Source organism: Burkholderia sp. HI2761, assembly GCF_002223355.1.
In the GTDB taxonomy this organism is placed as follows: Bacteria; Pseudomonadota; Gammaproteobacteria; order Burkholderiales; family Burkholderiaceae; genus Burkholderia.
The window spans coordinates 119,052-140,879 of record NZ_NKFN01000005.1 but is presented as its reverse complement, the minus strand read 5'-3'; the positions used below and the strand labels follow the sequence as shown (position 1 = coordinate 140,879).

Annotated in this window: 23 protein-coding genes; 11 read left to right on the top strand and 12 right to left on the bottom strand. The window is 66.6% G+C overall.

Annotated features, from left to right (window positions below; translation table 11 throughout):
* The first annotated feature begins 212 nt into the window (after positions 1-212).
* The 4 genes from CFB46_RS16405 (at position 213) to CFB46_RS16390 (ending at position 4,819) form a co-directional block, all read left to right on the top strand.
* Entirely contained in the window at positions 213-1,673 is a 1,461-nt protein-coding gene (locus CFB46_RS16405) for an aminotransferase-like domain-containing protein (RefSeq protein ID WP_027785073.1), read from the top strand.
* 154 nt (positions 1,674-1,827) lie between these two features.
* A complete protein-coding gene (gene htpG, locus CFB46_RS16400; protein ID WP_027785072.1) occupies positions 1,828-3,726 on the top strand; it encodes a molecular chaperone HtpG in 1,899 nt (632 codons plus the stop codon).
* Positions 3,727-3,734: 8 nt separating this feature from the next.
* Entirely contained in the window at positions 3,735-4,331 is a 597-nt protein-coding gene (locus tag CFB46_RS16395; protein WP_027785071.1) for a chorismate--pyruvate lyase family protein, read from the top strand.
* Positions 4,331-4,819, top strand: coding sequence for a DNA-deoxyinosine glycosylase (locus tag CFB46_RS16390; protein WP_027785070.1), 489 nt, complete (start codon positions 4,331-4,333; stop codon positions 4,817-4,819). The genes CFB46_RS16395 and CFB46_RS16390 overlap by 1 nt, the downstream gene beginning before the upstream one ends.
* A 263-nt stretch (positions 4,820-5,082) precedes the next feature.
* On the opposite strand, the gene CFB46_RS16380 is transcribed toward CFB46_RS16390, so the two are convergent.
* The 3 genes from CFB46_RS16380 to CFB46_RS16370 all read right to left on the bottom strand — a co-directional run bounded on the left by CFB46_RS16380 (position 5,083) and on the right by CFB46_RS16370 (position 6,445).
* Entirely contained in the window at positions 5,083-5,517 is a 435-nt protein-coding gene (locus CFB46_RS16380) for a hypothetical protein (RefSeq protein WP_080681356.1), read from the bottom strand.
* Complete coding sequence (locus CFB46_RS16375; RefSeq protein ID WP_027785069.1) at positions 5,495-6,088, bottom strand: nucleotidyltransferase domain-containing protein; 594 nt, start codon at positions 6,086-6,088, stop codon at positions 5,495-5,497. Before CFB46_RS16375 ends, CFB46_RS16380 begins: the two co-directional genes overlap by 23 nt.
* Positions 6,089-6,190: 102 nt before the next feature.
* Positions 6,191-6,445 (bottom strand): DUF5336 domain-containing protein, encoded by a 255-nt coding sequence (locus CFB46_RS16370; RefSeq protein WP_027785068.1) that lies wholly within the window; start codon positions 6,443-6,445, stop codon positions 6,191-6,193.
* 268 nt (positions 6,446-6,713) lie between these two features.
* Here CFB46_RS16370 and CFB46_RS16365 point away from each other — a divergent pair, with 268 nt between their 5' ends.
* The 3 genes from CFB46_RS16365 (at position 6,714) to mctP (ending at position 9,619) form a co-directional block, all read left to right on the top strand.
* Positions 6,714-7,631, top strand: a complete 918-nt coding sequence (locus CFB46_RS16365) for a spermidine synthase (protein ID WP_027785067.1) — start codon at positions 6,714-6,716, stop codon at positions 7,629-7,631.
* A 198-nt stretch (positions 7,632-7,829) separates the two neighbouring features.
* Positions 7,830-8,072, top strand: a complete 243-nt coding sequence (locus CFB46_RS16360) for a DUF3311 domain-containing protein (protein WP_006478185.1) — start codon at positions 7,830-7,832, stop codon at positions 8,070-8,072.
* On the top strand, positions 8,069-9,619 hold the full coding sequence (gene mctP, locus CFB46_RS16355; protein ID WP_027785065.1) for a monocarboxylate uptake permease MctP: 1,551 nt from the start codon (positions 8,069-8,071) through the stop codon (positions 9,617-9,619). Before CFB46_RS16360 ends, mctP begins: the two co-directional genes overlap by 4 nt.
* Before the next feature lie 88 nt (positions 9,620-9,707).
* Here the strand turns inward: mctP and CFB46_RS16350 are convergent, their stop codons facing one another.
* The 5 genes from CFB46_RS16350 to CFB46_RS16330 form a co-directional block, all read right to left on the bottom strand.
* Complete coding sequence (locus CFB46_RS16350) at positions 9,708-10,163, bottom strand: VOC family protein (protein WP_027785064.1); 456 nt, start codon at positions 10,161-10,163, stop codon at positions 9,708-9,710.
* A gap of 242 nt (positions 10,164-10,405) precedes the next feature.
* Complete coding sequence (tal, locus tag CFB46_RS16345; protein WP_027785063.1) at positions 10,406-11,359, bottom strand: transaldolase; 954 nt, start codon at positions 11,357-11,359, stop codon at positions 10,406-10,408.
* A 170-nt stretch (positions 11,360-11,529) separates the two neighbouring features.
* Positions 11,530-12,741 carry a benzoate/H(+) symporter BenE family transporter gene (locus tag CFB46_RS16340; RefSeq protein WP_089500505.1) on the bottom strand — a complete coding sequence of 404 codons (1,212 nt, stop codon included), beginning with the start codon at positions 12,739-12,741 and terminating at the stop codon, positions 11,530-11,532.
* A gap of 54 nt (positions 12,742-12,795) precedes the next feature.
* Positions 12,796-13,971 (bottom strand): vWA domain-containing protein, encoded by a 1,176-nt coding sequence (locus CFB46_RS16335; protein WP_089500504.1) that lies wholly within the window; start codon positions 13,969-13,971, stop codon positions 12,796-12,798.
* Between the two features lie 27 nt (positions 13,972-13,998).
* The gene (locus CFB46_RS16330; protein ID WP_089500503.1) at positions 13,999-14,841 is read right to left on the bottom strand and encodes an AAA family ATPase; all 843 of its coding nucleotides are present in this window, start codon (positions 14,839-14,841) and stop codon (positions 13,999-14,001) included.
* 245 nt (positions 14,842-15,086) lie between these two features.
* Between CFB46_RS16330 and CFB46_RS16325 the strand changes: the two genes are divergently transcribed.
* Positions 15,087-15,446 (top strand): c-type cytochrome, encoded by a 360-nt coding sequence (locus CFB46_RS16325; protein WP_027785059.1) that lies wholly within the window; start codon positions 15,087-15,089, stop codon positions 15,444-15,446.
* A gap of 40 nt (positions 15,447-15,486) precedes the next feature.
* The gene (locus CFB46_RS16320) at positions 15,487-15,846 is read left to right on the top strand and encodes a c-type cytochrome (RefSeq protein WP_006490657.1); all 360 of its coding nucleotides are present in this window, start codon (positions 15,487-15,489) and stop codon (positions 15,844-15,846) included.
* A gap of 100 nt (positions 15,847-15,946) precedes the next feature.
* Here the strand turns inward: CFB46_RS16320 and CFB46_RS16315 are convergent, their stop codons facing one another.
* Positions 15,947-16,414 (bottom strand): DUF1841 family protein, encoded by a 468-nt coding sequence (locus CFB46_RS16315; protein WP_373558192.1) that lies wholly within the window; start codon positions 16,412-16,414, stop codon positions 15,947-15,949.
* A gap of 266 nt (positions 16,415-16,680) precedes the next feature.
* On the opposite strand from CFB46_RS16315, the gene CFB46_RS16310 reads away from it, so the two are divergent.
* The gene (locus tag CFB46_RS16310) at positions 16,681-17,610 is read left to right on the top strand and encodes a DMT family transporter (RefSeq protein WP_027785057.1); all 930 of its coding nucleotides are present in this window, start codon (positions 16,681-16,683) and stop codon (positions 17,608-17,610) included.
* 58 nt (positions 17,611-17,668) lie between these two features.
* Here the strand turns inward: CFB46_RS16310 and nth are convergent, their stop codons facing one another.
* A complete protein-coding gene (nth, locus tag CFB46_RS16305) occupies positions 17,669-18,313 on the bottom strand; it encodes an endonuclease III (protein WP_089500502.1) in 645 nt (214 codons plus the stop codon).
* Entirely contained in the window at positions 18,310-19,311 is a 1,002-nt protein-coding gene (gene rsxB / locus CFB46_RS16300) for an electron transport complex subunit RsxB (protein WP_089500501.1), read from the bottom strand. The genes nth and rsxB overlap by 4 nt, the downstream gene beginning before the upstream one ends.
* A gap of 156 nt (positions 19,312-19,467) precedes the next feature.
* Between rsxB and CFB46_RS16295 the strand changes: the two genes are divergently transcribed.
* On the top strand, positions 19,468-20,100 hold the full coding sequence (locus CFB46_RS16295) for a TetR family transcriptional regulator (RefSeq protein ID WP_027785055.1): 633 nt from the start codon (positions 19,468-19,470) through the stop codon (positions 20,098-20,100).
* A 109-nt stretch (positions 20,101-20,209) separates the two neighbouring features.
* Here CFB46_RS16295 and CFB46_RS16290 read toward each other — a convergent pair whose 3' ends face one another.
* Positions 20,210-21,700 (bottom strand): polyhydroxyalkanoate depolymerase, encoded by a 1,491-nt coding sequence (locus CFB46_RS16290; RefSeq protein ID WP_089500500.1) that lies wholly within the window; start codon positions 21,698-21,700, stop codon positions 20,210-20,212.
* Positions 21,701-21,828: the final 128 nt, after the last annotated feature.

Sequence of the window (21,828 nt, the reverse complement as noted above, 5' to 3'; positions counted from 1 at the left end):
ACGAGCCGGGCGGCGGCCGGACCGGCCGCCGCACCGGCCGCGGTACGAGCCGTAATACGGGCCGTAATACGGGCCGGCGCCCCAGCGCCTGGTGCGGCGGGGCGCGAACGGCGGCCGCACGATCGCCATTCCGGTCAACTGTAATCGTCGCTACCGGCACAGTAACGGTACAATCGGCGCGATAGCCTTCGGTACAGTTGGAGCTGCCGCCCATGTCCACCGTCCCACTCGCCCAGATTCCCGCGCCGCACGACACGGCCACGCTCACGCTCGTCGACCAGCTGGTCCAGTGGGCGCGCAGGCGCATCGACGAACGCGTGTTCCGTCCCGGCATGCGCATGCCGTCGATCCGCAAGCTCGCGCTCGACAAGAGCGTGTCGCGCTTCACCGTCGTCGAGGCCTACGAGCGCCTCGTTGCGCAGGGCTACCTCGACTCGCGGCGCGGCTCCGGCTTCTACGTGCGCGAGCGCACGGGCGCCGGGCCGCAGCCGGCCGACAGCGTCGCGCGCGTGGCCGAGGCCGCGCCCGTGCACAACACGATCGACGTCGTCTGGCTGCTGCGCAACATGCTGCACACCGTCAGCCCGGAGAAGGGCCCGGGCCTCGGCTACCTGCCGGGCCGCTGGCTCGACGGCGAGTTGATCACCGGTGCACTGCGCGCGCTCGGGCGCCAGTCGGGCGCGCAGATGCTCGGCTTTGGCACCGCGCAGGGCTTCCTGCCGCTGCGCCAGCAACTGCAGACGCGCCTCGCCGAAGTCGAGATCGGCGCGAAGCCCGAACAGATCGTGCTGGTTTCCGGCATCACGCAGGCCATCGACCTGATTTCGCGGATCTACATGCGGCCGGGCGATGCGGTGATCGTCGGCGATCCCGCGTGGTTCCAGATGTTCGGCCGTTTCGCGGCGCAGGGCGCACAACTCGTCGGGATGCCGTATACGCCCGACGGCCCCGATCTCGACGCGCTCGAAACCCTGGTGCAGATGTGGCGGCCGAAGATGCTCGTGATCAACTCGGTGCTGCAGAACCCGACCGGCACGTCGCTGTCGGCCGCGCAGGCGTTCCGGATCCTGAAGCTCGCGGAGGCCTACGATTTCCTCGTGGTCGAGGACGACGTGTACGGCGATCTGTGTCCGCCCAGCTATCCGGCCACGCGCCTCGCGAGCCTCGACCAGTTGAAGCGCGTGATCTATCTCGGCAGCTATTCGAAGACGCTCGCGGCGAACTTGCGGGTCGGGTACGTGGCCTGCGCGCCGGAGATCGCGAAGGCGGTCACCGACCAGAAGATGCTGGTCGGGATGACGACGCCCGAGCTCAACGAACGCGTGCTGTACAAGATCCTGACCGAAGGGCATTACCGGCGCCACGTCGAGCGGCTGCGCGCGCGGCTCGACGGCGTGCGCGACAAGACCGCTCGGATGCTCGAGCGCACGGGGCTCGGGCTCTTCACGATGCCGGCGGCGGGGATGTTCCTGTGGGCCGACACGGGCGTCGATTCGGACGCGCTCGCGGCGGTCGCGCACGAAGCCGGCTTCCTGCTGACGCCGGGCAGCCTGTTCTCGCCGCAGCAGTCGCCGTCCACGTGGATGCGCTTCAACGTCGCGAACTGCGGCGATCCGGCGCTGCCGGGGCTGCTGGCGCGCTATATCGACTCGGCGGCGCGGCGCGCGTCCTGACGCGGCGCGGCGGGCTCTTGAAATGCCGCGTGCCGTCCCCAGATAGGCGCGCAAACCGCCGGCGCCAGGCGGTCGTCCTTCGTGGGGCCGCCGGCATCGCGCGCCGGGCGCCGGCGTTACCCCTTTTCAGTTCAAGTAAGAGGAAACAATATCCATGGCACATGAAACGATGAGCTTTCAGGCAGAGGTCAAGCAACTCCTCCACCTGATGATCCATTCGCTCTACAGCAACAAGGAAATCTTCCTGCGCGAACTGGTGTCGAATGCGTCCGACGCAGCCGACAAGCTGCGTTTCGAAGGGCTCGCGGACAACGCGCTGTACGAGAACGATCCGAACCTGCGCATCCGCATCGGCTACGACAAGGCCGCGCGCACGATCACGATCGACGACAACGGCATCGGCATGAGCCGCGACGAGGCGATCGCGAACCTCGGCACGATCGCGCGTTCGGGCACCAAGGAATTCTTCACGAAGCTGTCCGGCGACCAGCAGAAGGACGCGGCGCTGATCGGCCAGTTCGGCGTGGGCTTCTACTCGGGCTTCATCGTCGCGGACAGGATCACCGTCGAAACGCGCCGCGCGGGCCTGCCGGCGAGCGAAGCCGTGCGTTGGGAAAGCGCCGGCGAGGGCGATTTCACGATCGACGCGATCGAGCGCGCGCAGCGCGGCACGACGATCACGCTGCACCTGCGCGAAGGCGAGGACGACCTGCTGTCGTCGCACCGCCTGAAGTCGATCGTCCAGAAGTACTCCGACCACATCGCGCTGCCGATCCTGATGCAGAAGGAAGAGTGGGATCAGGAAAAGGGCGAGATGGTCCTGAAGGACGAGGACGAGACCGTCAACCAGGCGAGCGCGCTGTGGACGCGTTCGAAGAGCGACGTCACCGACGAGCAGTACACGCAGTTCTACCAGCACATCGCGCACGATCATCAGGATCCGCTCACGTGGACCCACAACCGCGTCGAGGGCCGCAGCGAATACACGCAGCTGCTGTTCGTGCCGGCGCACGCGCCGTTCGACCTGTGGAACCGCGACTATCGCGGCGGCCTGAAGCTGTACGTGAAGCGCGTGTTCATCATGGACGACGCCGAGCAGTTGCTGCCGCAATACCTGCGCTTCGTGAAGGGCGTGGTCGATTCGGCCGACCTGCCGCTGAACGTGTCGCGCGAGATCCTGCAGGAAAGCCGTGACGTGAAGGCGATCCGCGAAGGCGTGACCAAGCGCGCGCTGTCCATGCTCGAGGAACTCGCGAACGCGGAAGAGGATGCCGGCAAGGAGAAGTACAAGACGTTCTGGGGCGCGTTCGGCCAGGTGCTGAAGGAAGGCCTCGGCGAGGACCACGCGAACCGCGAACGCATCGCGAAGCTGCTGCGCTTCGCGTCGACGCACGGCGACACCGACGCGCAGGACGTGTCGCTCGCCGACTACGTGTCGCGCATGAAGCCCGAGCAGAGCAAGATCTACTACGTGACCGCCGATACGTGGCAGGCCGCGAAGAACAGCCCGCATCTGGAAGTGTTCCGCAAGAAGGGCGTCGAGGTGCTGCTGCTGACCGACCGCGTCGACGAATGGATGCTGTCGTTCCTGCACGAATTCGACGGCAAGCCGCTCGCGAGCGTGGCCCGCGGCGATCTCGATCTCGGCGAGCTGAACGACGAGGAGAAGAAGGCGCAGGAGCAGGCCGGCGAGGCGATCAAGCCGGTCGTCGAGAAGATGAAGGAAGCGCTCGGCGACAAGGTGAAGGAAGTGCGCGTCACGTTCCGTCTGACCGATTCGCCGTCGTGCCTCGTCGCGGACGACAACGACATGAGCGGCTACCTGCAGCGGATGCTGAAGGCCGCCGGCCAGAACGCGCCTGCGATGCAGCCGATCCTCGAGATCAATCCGGAGCATGCGCTCGTGAAGCAGCTGAATGCCGACAGCGCCGATTTCGGCGACTGGTGCCATCTGCTGTTCGATCAGGCGCTCTTGGCCGAAGGCGGCATGCTCGACGATCCGGCGAGCTTCGTGAAGCGGACCAACGCGCTGCTGCTGTCGCGCGCCGCGTGAACGTGCGCATGCGATTCGACGGCGCTCGGGCCGGCTGGCGCGAGACGCCGCGGCCTGGCTGCACGCTCGACCAGCGCGACTGGCTGACGCGCGGCGGATCGCTGACCGCGCATCTCGCGCGGCTCGGCCGCGTGAACGTGCGCGTGACGCGCGAGGCCGTCGACCGTGCGTGGTTCGACGAGCCGGATGCACTCGCCAGTTCGCCGCGCGCGCCGATGTGGGTGCGCGAGGTGATCCTGTCGGTCGACGGCACGCCGTACGTCGCCGCGCACAGCATTGCGCCGCTCGCGGCCAGCAAGGGCGTGTGGCAGGCGATGCGGCGGCTGCGTACGCGGCCGCTCGCGGAGCTGCTGTACAGCGATCCGCAGGTCGAGCGCTCGGCGCTCGTGAGCCGGCGCGTGATCGCCGGTCATCCGCTGTATGCGCTCGCGAGCCATGCATTGCAGGGCGCGCGTGCGCCGCATGCGTTTGCCGCGCGGCGCTCCGTGTTCCAGCGTCACGGCAAGCCGCTGATGGTCACCGAGTGCATGCTGCCGGCGCTGTGGCGCCATCTCGATGCGTACGGCGATGGGCCGCGATCGGTCGGGCCGCACGGAAGCGCGTGATGTTGCAAGGCTTTCCGCCGGTCGTCGCGCCGAATACGCACACGATGATTCTCGGCAGCTTTCCGGGCGAGGCGTCGCTCGACGCCGCGCAGTACTACGCGCATCCGCGCAACCAGTTCTGGCGACTGCTCGGCGCGGTGCTCGGCGAGCCGACGCTGCATGAACTGCCGTACGACGCGCGGCTCGAGCGCGTGCTGTCGCACGGCATCGGCATCTGGGACGTCCTCGATGCGTGCCACCGGCAGGGCAGTCTCGATTCGGCGATCCGGAACGCAAAGCCGAACGACTTCGATTCGCTGCGCGAGCATGCGCCGTTGCTGAAGCGCGTGTGCTTCAACGGCAAGACGGCAGGGCGATTCGCCGACGTGATCGGCCAGGCCGGGTACGAAACGCTCGTGCTGCCTTCGTCGAGCCCGGCGAATGCGATGCTGTCGTTCGAGCAGAAGCTGGCGTGTTGGCGCGAGATTCTTTCCAGCCGGCTTCCATAGCAATCGCTTTCCTGCTGATCGCGCACCGCAAGGCTCGTCACCGTCCGATGGTCGTCGGTCTCGAACAGCGCGACATATTCCGACGCACCGAACGGAATGATCGATTCCCGCAGAAACGGCACGGGGAAACCGCAGGTCGACGTGGACCATTGCCGCTCGTCAAGTCCAGCAAATTCGATGCTTTCGTTTGAACAGAAGCAGGTGATATGGCGCGGACTGCGCTTCCGAGACTCGCCGGATTTCGAGTATTCGGTGAAGCAGTATCAGGTGGGCGGTAGCAGATGTTTGAGTCGAGATACGGTTTCAACGAGCTCGGTCGTAAGCCCGACCAACTCGGCCGTCAAACTCGCTGGGAGATCTATGTTGCCCTCGTATCCGGCCGCGTTACGCCGCCGATGGCAGGTATCGAGCACGCGCCACTTTTCGGTTGGCCATCCGATCGTGTGTTCGAGGCACTGAAAAACCAGGTATCTGTCGTCACTCCGATATCCATGAGCCCGCAACGCGGCGCGTGATGCGGCGTGAGCAGCGTCGTAGGCGAGAATGAACTGGCTTTCCGTTGCCATTGCGCTACTGCTTGTGACGGTGTCGAGCAAGGTTCGAGCGAGGCCAAGCAGATGCTCGAATTCGCTGCGGTTCGCCGGGAAAGGTTTTAGTTTTCCAATGCGTACGAGGTTATCCAATCTGTTCGATGTCATCCTCGATTCCTATAACCATAAGCTTCGGCTGGCGCAGCACTTCCGCAAGAAATGGATGATTGTTGCGCTTCCGTTCGAGAAACTCGCCGGGAATGTACTGGGTAATCTGGATCGCCCGGCCGAGCTGCCGTTCAGCCGGCTCGAGTGCGGCCATGATTTGTCCATAGCTGAGGGTCTCACTGACCAACATAATGTCGACATCACTGCCTGCGTGGTCGCTGCCTTGGGCAACCGAGCCGTACACAAAGGCGAGTTTTATCTCTGAAGCCAGCGATGACAGCGCTTCGCGGAGTACCTCGACGACCCCGAAAGTTTTGAGCACGATGAGCCGCAGCTCGCTGAAAATGGGGCTGCCTGCGAAGGCCCGTACCTGTTTGAGATTGGCGATGCGTCGGGTTTCGATGAGCCCGCCTTTTTCGAGGCGATTCAATTCGCGCTGGACGCTGGCGCTGCCCAGATTCGTCAGCCGAATCAACTCCTTGACGTGAAACCACTGTTCGGGCCGCCCAAACAGGCAGGCCAGAATGGGTTGCTGTGCGTTGGAGAAAAGGGCGTCGCCGAGCTTGGTCATAGGTTGCGATGTTAGCACGATCGAGCCAAAAATTAGCACGATCGAGCCGGATTTTGGCTCGGGCGATTCGTGCTTGATGCCGATGTCGGCCGTCCGCGGCGCTCAATCGTCCTTGCCCCATCGCCACCGCGGTTTCTCGCCCTTGATCCAGCACACCGCGGTCAGTAGTGCGACCAGCACCACGATGCACGCGCCGAACGCAACCGGCGAGCGTTGCGGCGGCAGCAGCGACGCGCTCGCGACAATTCCGATCGCGAACAGCAGCAGTACGACCCAGCCCTGCCATGCCACTGGCAAACCCCATCCCCATCCGTAGCGTTTCGCCGGAAACCAGATATTCCTGTCGTTCGACCTCATGGTGTCCCCTCATCGTCTGCCGGTTGTGGCGAGGATGGTCCCGTGAGCCGGCGTGGCGCTGACGATAGCGCATCGCTTCGCAAAAGCGGCCAGCTCCGTCAGCGAGCTTCCTTCCGTGTGGTTGCCTTGCATTATCGTGCACGCCGCTCACGGCGTGCGAATGGATCGCGGGCGCACAACGGCCGGGCGGGCTCCGACCGTTCGTCCTCCCACCAATGCTATCCTCTCGTCCGCTCATCCAGCGTCACCCCAGCGAGATTCAATCATCATGACCCGACTGATCAAGCGCGCGTCCGCCGAGGCGCGCGCGTTCAAGCAACGCAAGGCGTCCGCCTACAACGGCTCCGAAAAGCTCCAGCCGCCGCGCGTGAAGCGCCGCCCGGACATCGACGAACACGACGACGTGCCGGTGCTCGAAGCGCCGCGCAAGCCGCGCTTCGCGCCCGTCACGTTCTCCGAAGAGGGCGGCGTGCGTTTCCTGCATTTCGGCACCGAATGGGTGCAAGGCGCGATGCGGATCTCGAAGCCGCTGCATATCGAGCTCGAATACGCGCAGCAGATGATGGCGTGGCTGCTGTTCCTCGAAACGCCCGAGCGGATCGTCCAGCTCGGCCTCGGCACCGGTGCGCTGACCAAGTTCTCGCATCGATTTCTGCCGCACGCGAAGGTCGAGGCCGTCGAGCTGAACCCGGCCGTGATCGTCGCCGCGCGCACGATGTTCGCGCTGCCGCCGGACGACGCGCGCCTCGCCGTGCACGAAGCCGACGCGTGGGATTTCGTCAACGATCCGGCCAACCGCGGCACGACCGGCGCGATTCAGATCGACCTGTACGACGCGACCGCGCGCGGCCCCGTGCTCGACAGCGTCGCGTTCTACCGCGCGGTGCGCGGCTGCCTCGCCGATGCCGGCATCGCGACGATCAACCTGTTCGGCGATCATCCGAGCTTCGTGCGCAACATGAAGCACCTGAACGCGGCGTTCGATCACCGCGTGATCGCGCTGCCTGAAGTGCACGACGGCAACCGGATCGCGATCGCGTTTTCGGGCCCCGCGCTCGACGTGCCGTTCGCGCAGCTCGACGCCCGCGCGAAGCTGATCGAGGACACGCTGAAGCTGCCCGCGCGCAAGTGGGTGAAAGCTTTGAAAGCAACGACCGGCGCCCGCGACGCCGCGTTCGCGATCTGACGCCGGATGCATCGGCGACAGGCCGGTGCAACCCGCGACAAGGGGCGGATCACCTCGGGTTCGCCCCTGCTTGACCGCGTGCTCGCGGCTCCTATACTGGCGCGAAGCCAGGGGCGCCGCAGCCTACCCGTTTTGCTGCTCCTCTCGCTGCCGTACCCGCTCAACAAGATCGATAACCGGGATAGAAGAGGAGACGTCATGGCTCACGATGCCGACGCCAACCGGGCCGCCAAGCGCTGGCTCTGGCTGCTGGTACTGCCGCTGATCGCGATGGTCTGGGTGCCGTCGTACAGCAAGATCGAACCGCAATGGTTCGGTTTTCCGTTTTTCTACTGGTACCAGTTGCTTTGGGTCTTCATCAGCGCGGTGATTACCGCGTTCGTGTATTTCAAGACCAAGAACGCGTGGAAGGCGAGCGGCACGCAAGGAGGTGCGCAATGAATCTCGGCGCGACCTTCGTCTTCGTCCTGCTGTTCATCGGCGTCACGATCATCGGTTTCCTGGCCGCGAACTGGCGGCGCGGCGATCTTGCCCATCTCGACGAATGGGGCCTCGGCGGACGCCGCTTCGGCACGGTCGTCACGTGGTTCCTGCTCGGCGGCGATCTCTACACGGCCTACACGTTCGTCGCGGTGCCCGCGCTCGTGTTCGGCGCCGGCGCGATGGGCTTCTTCGCGCTGCCGTACACGATCCTGATCTATCCGTTCGCGTTCGTCGTGTTCCCGAAGCTGTGGAGCATCGCGAAGCGGCACGGCTACGTCACGGCCGCCGATTTCGTCAACGCGCGCTACGGCAGCCGGATGCTCGCGCTCGCGATCGCGGTGACGGGCATCCTCGCGACGATGCCGTACATCGCGCTGCAGCTCGTCGGCATCGAGGTGGTGATCGGCGCGCTCGGTTTCGATACGACCGGCTTCGTCGGCGACCTCCCGCTGATCATCGCGTTCGCGATCCTCGCCGCGTACACGTACACGTCGGGGCTGCGCGCTCCCGCGATGATCGCGATCGTGAAGGACGTGCTGATCTACATCACGATCGCCGCCGCGGTCATCGTGATCCCCGCGAAGCTCGGCGGCTTCGGGCACATCTTCGCCGCGGTGCCGCCCGCGAAGCTGCTGCTGAAGGCGCCCGACGCGGCGAGCCTGAACGGCTACAGCGCGTATGCGACGCTCGCGATCGGCTCGGCGCTCGCGCTGTTCCTGTATCCGCACTCGGTCACGGCGATCCTGTCGTCGTCGTCGGGCAACTCGATCCGCCGCAACATGGCGATGCTGCCCGCGTACTCGTTCGTGCTCGGCCTGCTCGCGCTGCTCGGCTACATGGCGCTCGCCTCCGGCGTGAAGGACATGCCGCAGTACGCGCCGTACTTCAAGGCGTTCGGCCCGAACTTCGCGGTGCCCGCGCTGTTCCTCGAGTATTTCCCGTCGTGGTTCGTCGGCGTCGCGTTCGCGGCGATCGGCATCGGTGCGCTGGTGCCGGCGGCGATCATGTCGATCGCGGCCGCGAACCTGTACACGCGCAACATCCACCGCGAGTTCGTGAACCGCAACATGTCGCACGACCAGGAGACGCACGTCGCGAAGCTCGTGTCGCTGATCGTGAAGGTCGGCGCGGTGGCGTTCATCCTCGGGTTGCCGCTGACCTACGCGATCCAGTTGCAACTGCTCGGCGGGATCTGGATCATCCAGACGCTGCCGGCGATCGTGCTCGGCCTGTACACGCGCGTGCTCGACCATCGCGGCTTGCTGGCCGGCTGGGCGGCCGGCATCGTCTGCGGCACGTGGATGGCGATCTCGCTGAAGCTGGCCACTTCGATCTTCACGATCCACCTGTTCGGCCTCGCGATCCCCGGCTATGCGGCCGTGTGGTCGCTGGTCGTGAATCTGGTGGTGTCGGTTGCGGTGAGCGTGCTGGTGCGCGTGATGGGCATGGCGCATGCGGAGGATCGCACGCGGCCGGAGGATTATCTCGACGTCGTCGAGGGTTGAGACGGGCCGTGCGCGGCGGCGTGCCGCGCACGCGCCGGGCAGCAACGAAAACGCCCGCCACCGCAAGGTGGCGGGCGTTTCTTTTGCGTCAGCCCTGCGCGCGTTTCGCGAGATCCTCGCGCTGCGACAGATCCTCGACGTTGACCATCCAGTGCACGCCGAAACGGTCCTTCGCCATCCCGAAGCCGAGCGCCCAGAACGTCTTGCCGAACGGCATCGTCACTTCGCCGCCGTCGGCGAGCGCATTGAACAGCTTCTGGCCTTCGTCGACCGTCGCCGGGTTCAGCGACAGCGAATAGCCGGCGTGCGCGGCGCCGGCAGGCTGGCTGCAATCGCCGTCCGAGCACATGATCATCGAGTCGCCGATCGTGAAGCTCGCGTGCATCACCTTGTCGCTCATTTCCGGCGACATCGGGTAATCGGGATTCGGCGGTGCGTCCTTGAAGTGCATCTTGAACATCGTTTTCGCGCCGAGTGCCTTTTCGTAGAACTGAAGGGCTTCGTCGGCACGACCGTAGAACGTCAGGTACGGTTGAACTTGCATCGTTGTCTCCTGGGATGAGCCGTGCCGGCGCGTCGGCGCTGGCTTGGCGTCGTGCAAGACTGACTGGGAAAGGGGCACATCGGGAGGCGGCCGCCGCACCCGTGACGTGGATTGTAGTGCGCGCGCTTGACGATGGAATGAAAAATAAAAACGGCCGCGAACATCACGTTCGCGGCCGTTTGCAGCGCGCGTGCCGACGGCTGCCGCCAGTCGTGCTGACAGCAACTGACGCGCGACGCGGCTCAGCGCAGCGCGTCGATCAGCTTCTCGAGCTTCATTGCGTCGGCGGCGAATACGCGGATGCCTTCGGCGAGCTTTTCGGTCGCCATCGCTTCGTCGTTCAGCTGGAAGCGGAACGATGCCTCGTCGATCGCGACGCGCTCGGCGGGCTTGTCCTGCAACGTTTCCGGCGACAGCTTGCGTGCGACCGTCTCGTTGCTCTCCTGCAGCTTCTGCAGCAAATCGGGACTGATCGTCAGCAGGTCGCAGCCGGCGAGTTCGGTGATCTGGCTCGTCGTGCGGAAGCTCGCGCCCATCACTTCGGTCTTGTAGCCGAACGTCTTGTAGTACGTATAGATGCGGCGCACCGATTGCACGCCCGGATCGTTCGCGCCGCCATCCCGCGCTTCATTCCATTCCGCGCCGGCCTGCTTCTTGTACCAGTCGTAGATGCGGCCGACGAACGGCGAAATCAGTTGCGCGCCGGCTTCCGCGCACGCGGCGGCCTGCACGAGCGAGAAAAGCAGGGTCATGTTGCACTTGATCCCTTCCTTCTGCAGCACCTCGGCCGCGCGGATGCCTTCCCACGTCGACGCGAGCTTGATCAGGATGCGCTCGCGGCCGACGCCGGCGGCTTCGTACAGCTTGATGAGCTCGCGGCCCTTGTCGATCGAGCGCTGCGTGTCGAACGACAGGCGTGCGTCGACTTCGGTCGACACGCGGCCGGGGATCAGCTTCAGGATTTCGGTGCCGAATGCGATCAGCAGGCGGTCGATGATGAAATCGGTGCTTTCGTTGCGATGATCGCGGACGGTTTTCTCGAGGATCGGCTTGTACGCATCCTTCTGGACGGCCTTCAGGATCAGCGACGGGTTCGTGGTCGCGTCCTGCGGCTTGTATTGCGCAAGCTGCTGGAAGTCGCCCGTGTCGGCGACGACGGTCGTGTACTGCTTCAGCTGGTCGAGTGCGGTAGTCATGGCGATTCGGAAGAAGAGCGCGGGGCGCCGGGTTCTCACGGGCCGCGCGCGAGCGCGGCGGCGAAGCGAAGCGGCGCCGGGCGCCGCTTCCGATCCATCATTTTAGGCCCGATTCGTGTCGGGCACGTTTTGGCGTGTCGGACGCGCGCCGCGGCAGGCCGCGAGCCGCATCAGGCGGGGCGCCGCGCGTTCAGGATCACCTGCGTGACGACGCCCGCGACGAGCCCCCAGAACGCCGAGCCAATCGACAGCAGCGTGAGGCCCGACGCGGTCACCATGAACGTGACGAGCGCCGCTTCGCGCTGCTTCACGTCCTGCATCGCGTTCGCGAGCCCGCTCATGATCGAGCCGAACAGCGCGAGCGCCGCGACCGACACGACGAGCGCCTTCGGCAGCGCCGCGAACAGGGCGGCGATCGTCGCACCGAAGATGCCGGCGACCAGGTAGAACGTGCCGCACCACACGGCGGCCGTGTAGCGCTTCGCGTGATCCTCGTGCGCTTCGGGGCCGGTGCAGATCGCGGCCGTGATCGCCGCGAGATTCACGCCGTGCGAGCCGAACGGCGCGAGCAGCAGTGACGCGAGGCCGGTCGTCGCGATCAGCGGCGACGACGGTGTCGAATAGCCGTCCGCGCGCAACACCGCGATGCCCGGCACGTTCTGCGACGCCATCGCGACGACGAACAGCGGAATGCCGATGCTGACGATCGACGCGATCGAGAACGCGGGCATCGTGAAGACGGGCTGCGCGAGCGCGATGCGGAAATGGCTGAAGTCGAGCAGGCCGAGGCCGCCGGCCGCCGCCGTGCCGACGATCAGCGTCGTGACGATCGCATAGCGCGGCGCGAGCCGCTTCACGATCAGATAGGTGAAGAACATCGCGAGCACGAGCGCGGTCTGGAATTGCGCGGCGCGGAAGATCTCGATGCCGATCTCGAACAGGATGCCCGCGAGCAGCGCGGCCGCGATGCCGGCCGGAATGCGCTTCATCAGCGTGTCGAACAGCCCGCTGACGCCGACGGCCGTCAGCAGCAGCGCGCATACGACGAACGCGCCGATCGCCTCGGGGTAGGGCACGCCCGGCAGCGACGCGATCAAGAGCGCGGCGCCGGGCGTCGACCATGCGACGACGACGGGTGCGCGAAAGCGCAGCGACAGGCCGATGGTCGTCAGCGCCATGCCGATCGACAGCGCCCAGATCCACGACGAGATCTGCGCATCGGTGAGGTGGGCGGCGCGGCCGGCCTGGAACATCAGCACGAGCGAGCTCGTGTAGCCGGTCATCATCGCGACGAAGCCGGCGACGAGCGCGGAGACGGACGTATCGGAAAAAAAACGGCGGCCGCGGGCGCGGCCGGCGCTCGCGGTGGGCGAAGGGTTCATGCTATCTCCGGGGCGGCCGCTCGGACGCGGCCTGTGTATCTGCGGGTGGTGTCGTTACTTGCTGAGTGCGCGCATCGCGGTTTCGAGGCCGGCGAGCGTGAGCGGATACATGCGCTGGCCGAGCAGGTCGCGGATGACCGCGACCGACTGCCGGTACTCCCATAGCCGCTCGGGCTCGGGGTTCAGCCATGCATGATGGGGGAACTGGTCGGCGAGGCGACGCAGCCACACGGCGCCGGCTTCCGGATTGTTGTATTCGACCGAGCCGCCGGGCTGCAGCACTTCGTACGGGCTCATCGTCGCATCGCCGACGAAGATCAGCTTGTAGTCGGGCGTGAACTTGTGCAGCACGTCCCACGTCGCGGTGCGTTCCGAGTGGCGGCGGCGGTTGTTCTTCCACAGGTGGTCGTACACGCAGTTGTGGAAGTAGAAGAATTCCAGGTGCTTGAATTCGGCCTTCGCGGCCGAGAACAGCTCTTCGGTGCGCTTGATGTGGTCGTCCATCGAGCCGCCGACGTCGAGCAGCATCAGCACCTTCACGTTGTTGTGGCGCTCGGGCACCATCCGCAGGTCGAGCCAGCCGGCGTTCGCGGCCGTGCTGCGGATCGTGCCGGGCAGGTCGAGCTCCTCGGCCGCGCCTTCGCGCGCGAAGCGGCGCAGCCGGCGCAGCGCGACCTTGATGTTGCGCGTGCCGATCTCGACCGAATCGTCGTAGTCGCGGTACGCGCGCGCTTCCCACACCTTCACCGCGGTGCGGTTGCCGTTCGACGGGCCGCCGATGCGCACGCCTTCCGGGTTGTAGCCGCCGTACCCGAACGGCGACGTGCCGCCCGTGCCGATCCATTTGTTGCCGCCTTCGTGGCGTTCCTTCTGCTCGTCGAGCAGCGCCTTCAAACGCTCCATCAGCTTGTCGAGCCCGCCCATCGCGTCGATCTGCGCCTTCTCCTCCGGCGACAGCTCGCGCTCGAGGCGCTTCTCGAGCCAGTCGAGCGGAATGTCGAACGCCTCGGACGGCAGCGCGGACACGCCGTGGAAATACGCGCCGAACGCCTGGTCGAACTTGTCGAAGTACTGCTCGTCCTTGACCAGCGTCATCCGCGCGAGGAAGTAGAACGCGTCGATCGACGGCGAGATCAGCCCGGCCTTCAGCGATTCGAGCAGCGTCAGGTATTCCTTCACCGAGACGGGCAGCTTGGCTGCGCGCAGCGCGTAGAAGAAATTGAGCAGCATGGCCGGGCCTTCGCGGGTGAGGGAGGATTACCGGTTGTGCCGGTTCATGTAGACGAGCCGTTCGAGCAGGCTCAGATCCTGCTCGTTCTTCAGCAGCGCACCCGCGAGCGGCGGCACGATCTGCTTCGAGTCCGCGCCGCGCAGCGCGTCGGCCGGAATGTTCTCGGCGAGCAGCAGCTTCAGCCAGTCGAGCAGTTCGGATGTGGACGGCTTCTTCTTCAGGCCCGACACGCCGCGCAACTCGAAGAAACTCTCGAGCGCCGCCCGCAGCAACTCTTCGCGGATGTCGGGGAAGTGCACCGCGACGATCTTCTGCATCGTCGCCGGGTCCGGAAACTGGATGTAGTGGAAGAAGCAGCGGCGCAGGAACGCGTCGGGCAGCTCCTTCTCGTTGTTCGACGTGATGATGACGAGCGGGCGGTGCTTCGCGCGGACCGTCTCGCGCGTCTCGTACACGTGGAATTCCATCCGGTCGAGCTCGCGCAGCAGGTCGTTCGGGAATTCGATGTCGGCCTTGTCGATCTCGTCGATCAGCAGCACGCTCGGGTGCTCGGCGTCGAACGCCTGCCACAGCACGCCCTTGACGATGTAGTTCGCGATGTCCTTCACGCGCTCGTCGCCGAGCTGCGAGTCGCGCAGCCGCGACACGGCGTCGTATTCGTACAGGCCCTGCTGCGCCTTGGTGGTCGACTTGATGTGCCACTGCAGCAGCGGCATGTCGAGCGCGGCGGCCACTTCCTCGGCGAGCATGGTCTTGCCGGTGCCGGGCTCGCCCTTGATCAGCAGCGGGCGTTGCAGCGTCAGCGCGGCATTGACCGCGAGCTTCAGATCGTCGGTGGCGACGTAGTGCGAGGACCCTTCGAAACGCATGGCGGCGCTCATCTTTCTCGGGAAAAAAACCCAGTATAAGTCAGAAGGGCTGTGCGGTTGGGCCGCGCCCGCGTATCGTAGCGGGGCTGTGGCGAGGCGGACCGGGGCGCCTGGTGGACGCATTCCCCGCCGGCGCGGTACAATCTGGCCGTTTTTTTTGGCCTGCGTGGCGATCCGATAAGCAAAACGGCGCGGGCCGTTGCCGCTTAGGCGCCAGTTTCCCCTCAAGCTAGGTTACAAGAGCTATGAACAAATTCGTCGGCAAACACGTCGTTGTCGCAGCGCTCGTGGCGCTCGCGGGCAGCGCGCAGGCGGCCGGTGTGGTCGGCAACCCGAAGGACGGGGCGAGCAAGGCCGCCATGTGCATCGGTTGCCACGGCATCCAGGACTACCGCGCGGCGTACCCGGAGGTCTACCGGGTGCCTGTCCTCGGCGGCCAGAACCAGCAATACCTCGAGAACGCGCTGAAGGCCTACCGCAAGAAGGATCGTCACTTCCCGTCGATGAACGCGGTCGCCGGTTCGCTGACCGATCAGGACATCGCGGATCTGTCGGCGTACTACGCCGCCCAGAAGGCCGACACGAAGGACAACCCCTACAAGTAAAGCGCGCGCCGCCGATCTCTCCGGCGGGACAGGAGCATTCATGAACAACGCATTCAAGACGGCGGCGGTGGCACTGGCGGCCGGCCTCGCGATCGGTACCGCGCACGCCGCGGACATCTCGAAGGGCAAGGAACTGGTCGAATCGCACAACTGCGCGGCCTGCCACGGCGCGCAGCTGAACAAGCCGATCAACGCGGAGTACCCGCGCCTCGCCGGTCAGCACGCCGACTACCTCGTGTGGGCGATGCGCCAGTACCAGATGGGGCTGACGAACCCGCTGCTCGGTCGCAACAACGCGATCATGCAGGCGCAGGTACAGAACCTGTCGGTCAGCGACATGAAGGACATCGCGTCCTACATCGAGTCGCTGAAGGAAACCGACCTCGTGTTCAAGAAGTAAGCGCGACGGCCCTCACGGGCTCGCGCAGCAAGGATGCCCCGCCTCGGCGGGGTATTTTTTTGTCCGCGGGCCGGCGCGGGTCGATGTGCCGGCCGCGCGCTCAGTCGCGCGAGGCGCGGCGCAGGATGCGCTGCAGGTACGCGTCGGTATCGGGCGGCGTGTTCGTGCGCTGCGCTTCCCAGATCGTCTCGCCGAGGCATTCCATGATCGCGTGCTGCGCGTCGTGGGTCGAGTCGAGCTTCGCGGCCAGCTTGTCGTGCGCGGCGCGGATGCCGGGCGGCTGGTCGATCGACAACTGCTCGCTGATCGCGAGGTGCATCGACAGGTGCAGGAACGGGTTCGTGCGGCCTTCCTCGGGCGTGTAGTCGCGCGCGGCCGCGCCATCGGCGTCGGCCAGTTCGTCGTGGTATTCGGGATGCTCGACGATCCAGTCGGCTGCGATCGCTTCCAGCGGCGTCAGGATTTCGCCCGCGCGCTGCTTGCGCCAGGTCTCGGTGAAAAAGCGACGCACTTCGTCGCGGCTTGGATTGAACATGGTGGGGAAACGTCGTGATTCGGGCGGCGTCATGCCGCGTCGCGCATTGTACGCCGGAGCGGCGGGCGGCGCTGGAGACGGCCTGGCGGCGGGCCGGAGCGGTTGAGGCGGCAAGCGGTAGGGGCGAACTGCGTGGCGGTGCGGGTGCGCGGCGATGGCCGGTTGAATCCGCAGCCAGTTGCGGCCGCTCCGTACCGGATCGGAGAAACGGGTAAGCGTGAACGGGCCCTAGGCTTGCCGCCGCCGCGCCGCTAAACTCCGACGATTCCCTTCACCGCGCCGTTCTCTTCCGTTCCGTCATGGCCGCCACCGCCCGCTCTTCGTCTGCCGCCCTGCAGGGCGCGCTCTATGTCGCGTTGTCCGCCGCCGCGTTCGGCGCGATGGCGATTTTCGGCCGCTACGCGTATGCGGCCGGCGTCGACGTGCTCGGATTGCTGATCGTGCGTTTCGCGATCGGCGGCGCGGTGCTCGCCGCGATCGCGCGGCACCGCCGCGTCGCATGGCCACGGGGGCGAACGCTCGCGCCGCTGGTGGCGATGGGCGCGTTCGGCTACGTCGGGCAGTCGTTCTGCTATTTCAGCGCGCTGCAGCACGCGCAGGCGAGCCTCGTCGCGCTGCTGCTGTACCTGTATCCGGCGTTCGTCACGCTGCTGGCCGCGTGGTGGCTCGGCGAGCGCCTGACGCGGGCAAAGGCCGTCGCGCTGGTGTTGTGCGTCGCGGGTTCGGCGCTGATGGTCGGCGGCGGGCACGGCGAGCCGCTCGGGATCGCGCTCGCGCTAGCGGCCGCGGTGATCTATTCGCTGTACATCGTCGGCGGCACCAAGGCGACGCGCGGCGTCGATCCGCTCGCGACCACCGCGATCATCTGCCTGTCGGCCACCGCGACGCTCGTCGCGATCGCCGTCGTGCGCACGGCGGCGTTCGGCGCGCCGCCGCGCTGGCCCGCGACGGCCGGCGGCTGGGCGTCGATGCTCGCGATCGCGCTCGTATCGACGGTCGCGGCCATGCTCGCGTTCTTCTCCGGGCTCGAGCGACTCGGGGCCGCGCGTACGTCGATGCTGTCGACGCTCGAACCGGTCGTGACGGTCGCGCTCGCGGCGCTGCTGTTCGGGGAGGCGTTGTCGCCGCTGCAGTGGGCGGGCGGCGTCGCGATTCTGGCGGCCGTGCTGGCGCTCGTGCGCGCGGGCGGCGCGGCCGCCGACGACGCGACGGCGACGTCCAACGCGTAGCCGGGAAGGGCGCGGGCGTCGCGATGGCGCGTACGGAGCCTGCCTGCGCGGCGTGCGCTTATTCGTTGGGCGGCGGCGTCTTCGGCCGGAATTCGCACAGCGGTTCGATCGCGCAGTGCCAGCATTCGGGCCGCCGCGCCTTGCACACGTAGCGCCCGTGCAGGATCAGCCAGTGATGCGCATCCTGCAGGAATTCCTTCGGCGTGAACTTTTCGAGCGCGGCCTCGACGGCCCGCACGTCCTTGCCCGGCGCGAGCCCGGTGCGATTCGCGACGCGGAAGATATGCGTGTCGACCGCGATCGTCGGCTGGCCGAACGCGGTGTTCAGCACGACGTTCGCGGTCTTGCGGCCGACGCCCGGCAGGCCTTCGAGCGCTTCGCGATCGGCCGGCACCTCGCCGTCGTAGCGCTCGAGCAGGATCTGGCACGCCGCGACCACGTTCTTTGCCTTGGTGCGATAGAGGCCGATCGTCTTGATGTACTCGGTGACGCCTTCCTCGCCAAGTGCGACGATTTGTCGCGGCGTGTTCGCGACCGGAAACATTTTCCGCATCGCCTTGTTGACCGACACGTCGGTCGCCTGCGCGGACAGCATCACGGCGATCAGCAGTTCGAACGGCGTCGAGTATTCGAGCTCGGTGGTCGGATGCGGATTGAGGCTCTGCAGCGTTTCGTAGATCGCGCGTCGTTTGCTGGCGTTCATGGAGCGTTCTGGTCGGGCGGCGCGGACGGGCCGTCCGGATCGTCGTTACCTGCGTCGTTGTCGTTGCCGCGGCTGCCCGATGCCGCTTCGGCGTCGCGCTGCGCTTGCTGCTCGGCGAGCCGCTTGCGACGGGCCTCGGCCGCGTCGATCTGCGCCTGGACGGCCGCGCTCACGCCTTCGGTGTTCTTCGGCCCGGCGCCTTGCCCGGACAGTTCTTCCTTCTTCTTGCGCGCGCGTTCGAGCGCGGCGGCGATGATCGCGCGTTTCTTCGCTTCGGCGTCGTCGGCGGCCGGCGCGGCGGCCGGCGCATCCGGCCGCGCGGCGGCGGGTTCCGCGGCCGGCTTTGCGGCGCTGGCCGCGCGCCGGGCGGCGGCGCGCGCTTCGGCGGCCTCGCGCTCGCGGCGCTGGCGCGCGAGCCGCAGGTCGTGGCGTTCGCGCGCGGCGTCCGCCTGTTCCTGCGACCACGCATCCCAGCCCGTGCGATCGCCGGTCACCGGCAGCATCGCGATGCAGTCGACCGGGCACGGCGGCACGCACAGGTCGCAGCCCGTGCACAGCGACGCGACGATCGTGTGCATCTGCTTCGGCGCGCCGACGATCGCGTCGACCGGGCACGCCTGCATGCACAGCGTGCAGCCGATGCACAGGTTTTCGTCGATGAACGCGACCGCGCGCGGATGCTCGCTGCCGTTGACGGGGTTCAGCGGAATCACCGGCTTGCCGAGCAGGCTCGCGAGACGCGCGATGCCTTCGGCGCCGCCGGGCGGGCACTGGTTGTAGTTCGCGTCGCCGGCGGCGATCGCCTCGGCGTACGGACGGCAGCCGTCATAGCCGCACTTCGTGCATTGCGTCTGGGGAAGCAGATCTTCGATGCGATCCGCGAGTGTTTTGGAGTCGGTCACGGTAACGGCGGGCGCGGCAGCGCCGAATGGCTCTCGGCCGCGTCGGGCGCGGCCGGAAAGGTTTGCCAAAGCTCGATTATCGCCGATTTCCCGCATTGCGCTGGACGCCGTCTATGCGCATAATCGAACCGCTTTTTTGCAGGGGCTCAGCAGGAGGGCGGCCGTCCGCGGCGCGCCCGTTCCAGGGCGGCCGGCGCCGAGGCGGTGGGGGTGCCGGTCCGGATCAAGCGGCTCACATAGCAAAACGCCACCATGAATCAGCCGAAAATCAAAAGAGATCCTGAAGGTACGCGCCGTCGCATCCTGATGGCGGCGGCCGAAGAGTTCGCGAATGGAGGGCTGTTCGGCGCGCGCGTCGATCAGATCGCGCGCCGGGCCGAAACGAACGAGCGCATGCTCTATTACTACTTCGGCAGCAAGGAGCAGCTCTTCACGGCGGTGCTCGAACACGCGTTTTCCGCGCTGACCGAGGCCGAGCGCGTGCTGGATCTCGACGGCGTCGCGCCGGTCGAAGCCGTCACGCGGCTCGCGCATTTCGTTTGGGACTACTACCGCGACCATCCGGAGCTGCTCAGGCTCATCAACAACGAGAACCTGCACGAAGCGCGCTATCTGCACAAGTCGACGCGGATCCGCGAGATGATGTCGCCGATCGTCGCGAAGCTCGGCAACGTGCTGATGCGCGGCCAGAAGGCCGGGCTGTTCCGCGGCGACGTCGATCCGCTGCGCTTCTACGTGACGCTGTCGGGGCTCGGCTACTACATCGTGTCGAACCGCTTCACGCTCGCCGCGACGCTCGGCCAGGACTTTACCGACACCGACGAGCGCGCCGAGATGGTCCGGATGAACACCGAGGTGCTGCTCGCGTATCTGCTGCGGCGCTGACGCGACCGACGGACGAGCCGACGAGCCGCCCGCTCGCGGCCGCGGCCGGATAAAAAAAACGCCGCCGGGCGCAAGCCACGGCGGCGTTTTTGCGTCGGAGCGCGGCGTGTCAGGCGGCCTTGCGGGCCCGCACGGTTTTTGCGCGCGGGGTGCCTGCCGTGCGCTTCGCGGCGGGCGCGGCCTTCGCGGCGGGCGTCCTGGCGGGCGCGACCGTCACGGCCGGCGTTTTCGCGCGTGCGCGTTTCGCGGAGGTGACCCGCGCCGTCGTTTCCGGCTGGGGCTTGGCGGCCGGCACGACGCCGATCGTGGTCGCATCCTGGGCATCGACGGGCAACTTCGTCGCGCCGTTCTTCGGTTCCGGCGCATGCTCGCGGATGAAGTCGCGCAGTTGCGGATAGATGATCGTGCGCCAGCGGCGGCCCGAGAAGATCCCGTAGTGGCCGCACTTCTCGGCGGTCAGGCTGCGGCGATCGTCTTGCGGGATGCCGGTGCACAGCTCGTGCGCGACGTGCGTCTGGCCGCTGCCGGAGATGTCGTCGAGTTCGCCCTCGATCGTCATCAGCGCGGTGTGCTTGATGTCCTGCGGACGCACGCGCTCGCCTTCGACGTCCCACGTGCCTTCCGCGAGCCGGAATTCCTGGAACACGACGCGGATCGTCTCGAGGTAATACTCGGCGGCCATGTCGAGCACCGCGTTGTACTCGTCGTAGAAGCGGCGGTGCGCTTCGGCGTCGTCCTCGTCGCCGCGCAGCAGGCTCTGGTAGAAATCCCAGTGCGATTGCGCGTGCCGCTCCGGGTTCATCGCGACGAAGCCCGTGTGCTGCAGGAAGCCCGGATACACCTGCCGGCCTTCGCCCGGATAGTTCGCGGGCACCGTGTGGATCACGTTGTTTTCGAACCACGCGGTCGAGTGCTGCGTCGCGAGCGAGTTCACCGAAGTCGGGCTGCGGCGCGCGTCGATCGGGCCGCCCATCATCGTCATCGTGAGCGGCGTGTCCTCGCCGCGGCTCGCCATCAGCGAAATCGCCGCGAGCACCGGCACCGTCGGCTGGCATACCGAGATCACGTGCAGATTGCGCGCGCCGATGTGACGGATGAATTCCTGGATGTACGCGATGTAGTCGTGCAGATGGAACGGGCCGGTCTCGATCGGCACCATCCGCGCGTCGATCCAGTCGGTGATGTAGACCTTGTGATCCTGCAGCAGCGTGCGCACCGTGTCGCGCAGCAGCGTCGAGTGGTGGCCCGACAGCGGCGCGCAGACCAGCACGACCGGCTCGTCCTTCAGTTGCGTGACGGCGTCGGCATCGTCCGAATAGCGCTTGAAGCGCAGCAGCCGGCAGAACGGCTTCTCGACGATCGTCTGCTCGACGATCGGAATGTTGTGGCCATCCTTGACGATCTGATGGATGTTGAATTCCGGCTTTTCGTAATCCTTGCCGAGCCGATACATCAACTCATAGGCGGCCGCCATTCGCGGTGCGCCGGGAATCAGCGAGAACGGGCTGGACGGATTCGCGAACGACTTCGAGGCGGCCTGGGCCCAGGCCGTGAGCGGGCTGAGCATCGCCCGCTGGAATTCGTGCAGTTGGTAAAGCATGCAGGCTACTCCCGCGTGGGGGGACGGTGCGCAAGGGCGGCGTGGGGCGTCGCGGCGTGCCGTGTGGGTCGGCGGCCGGCCACGTTGCATTGCAGCCGGACAATCTCGTCGATCATATCGGACAACGA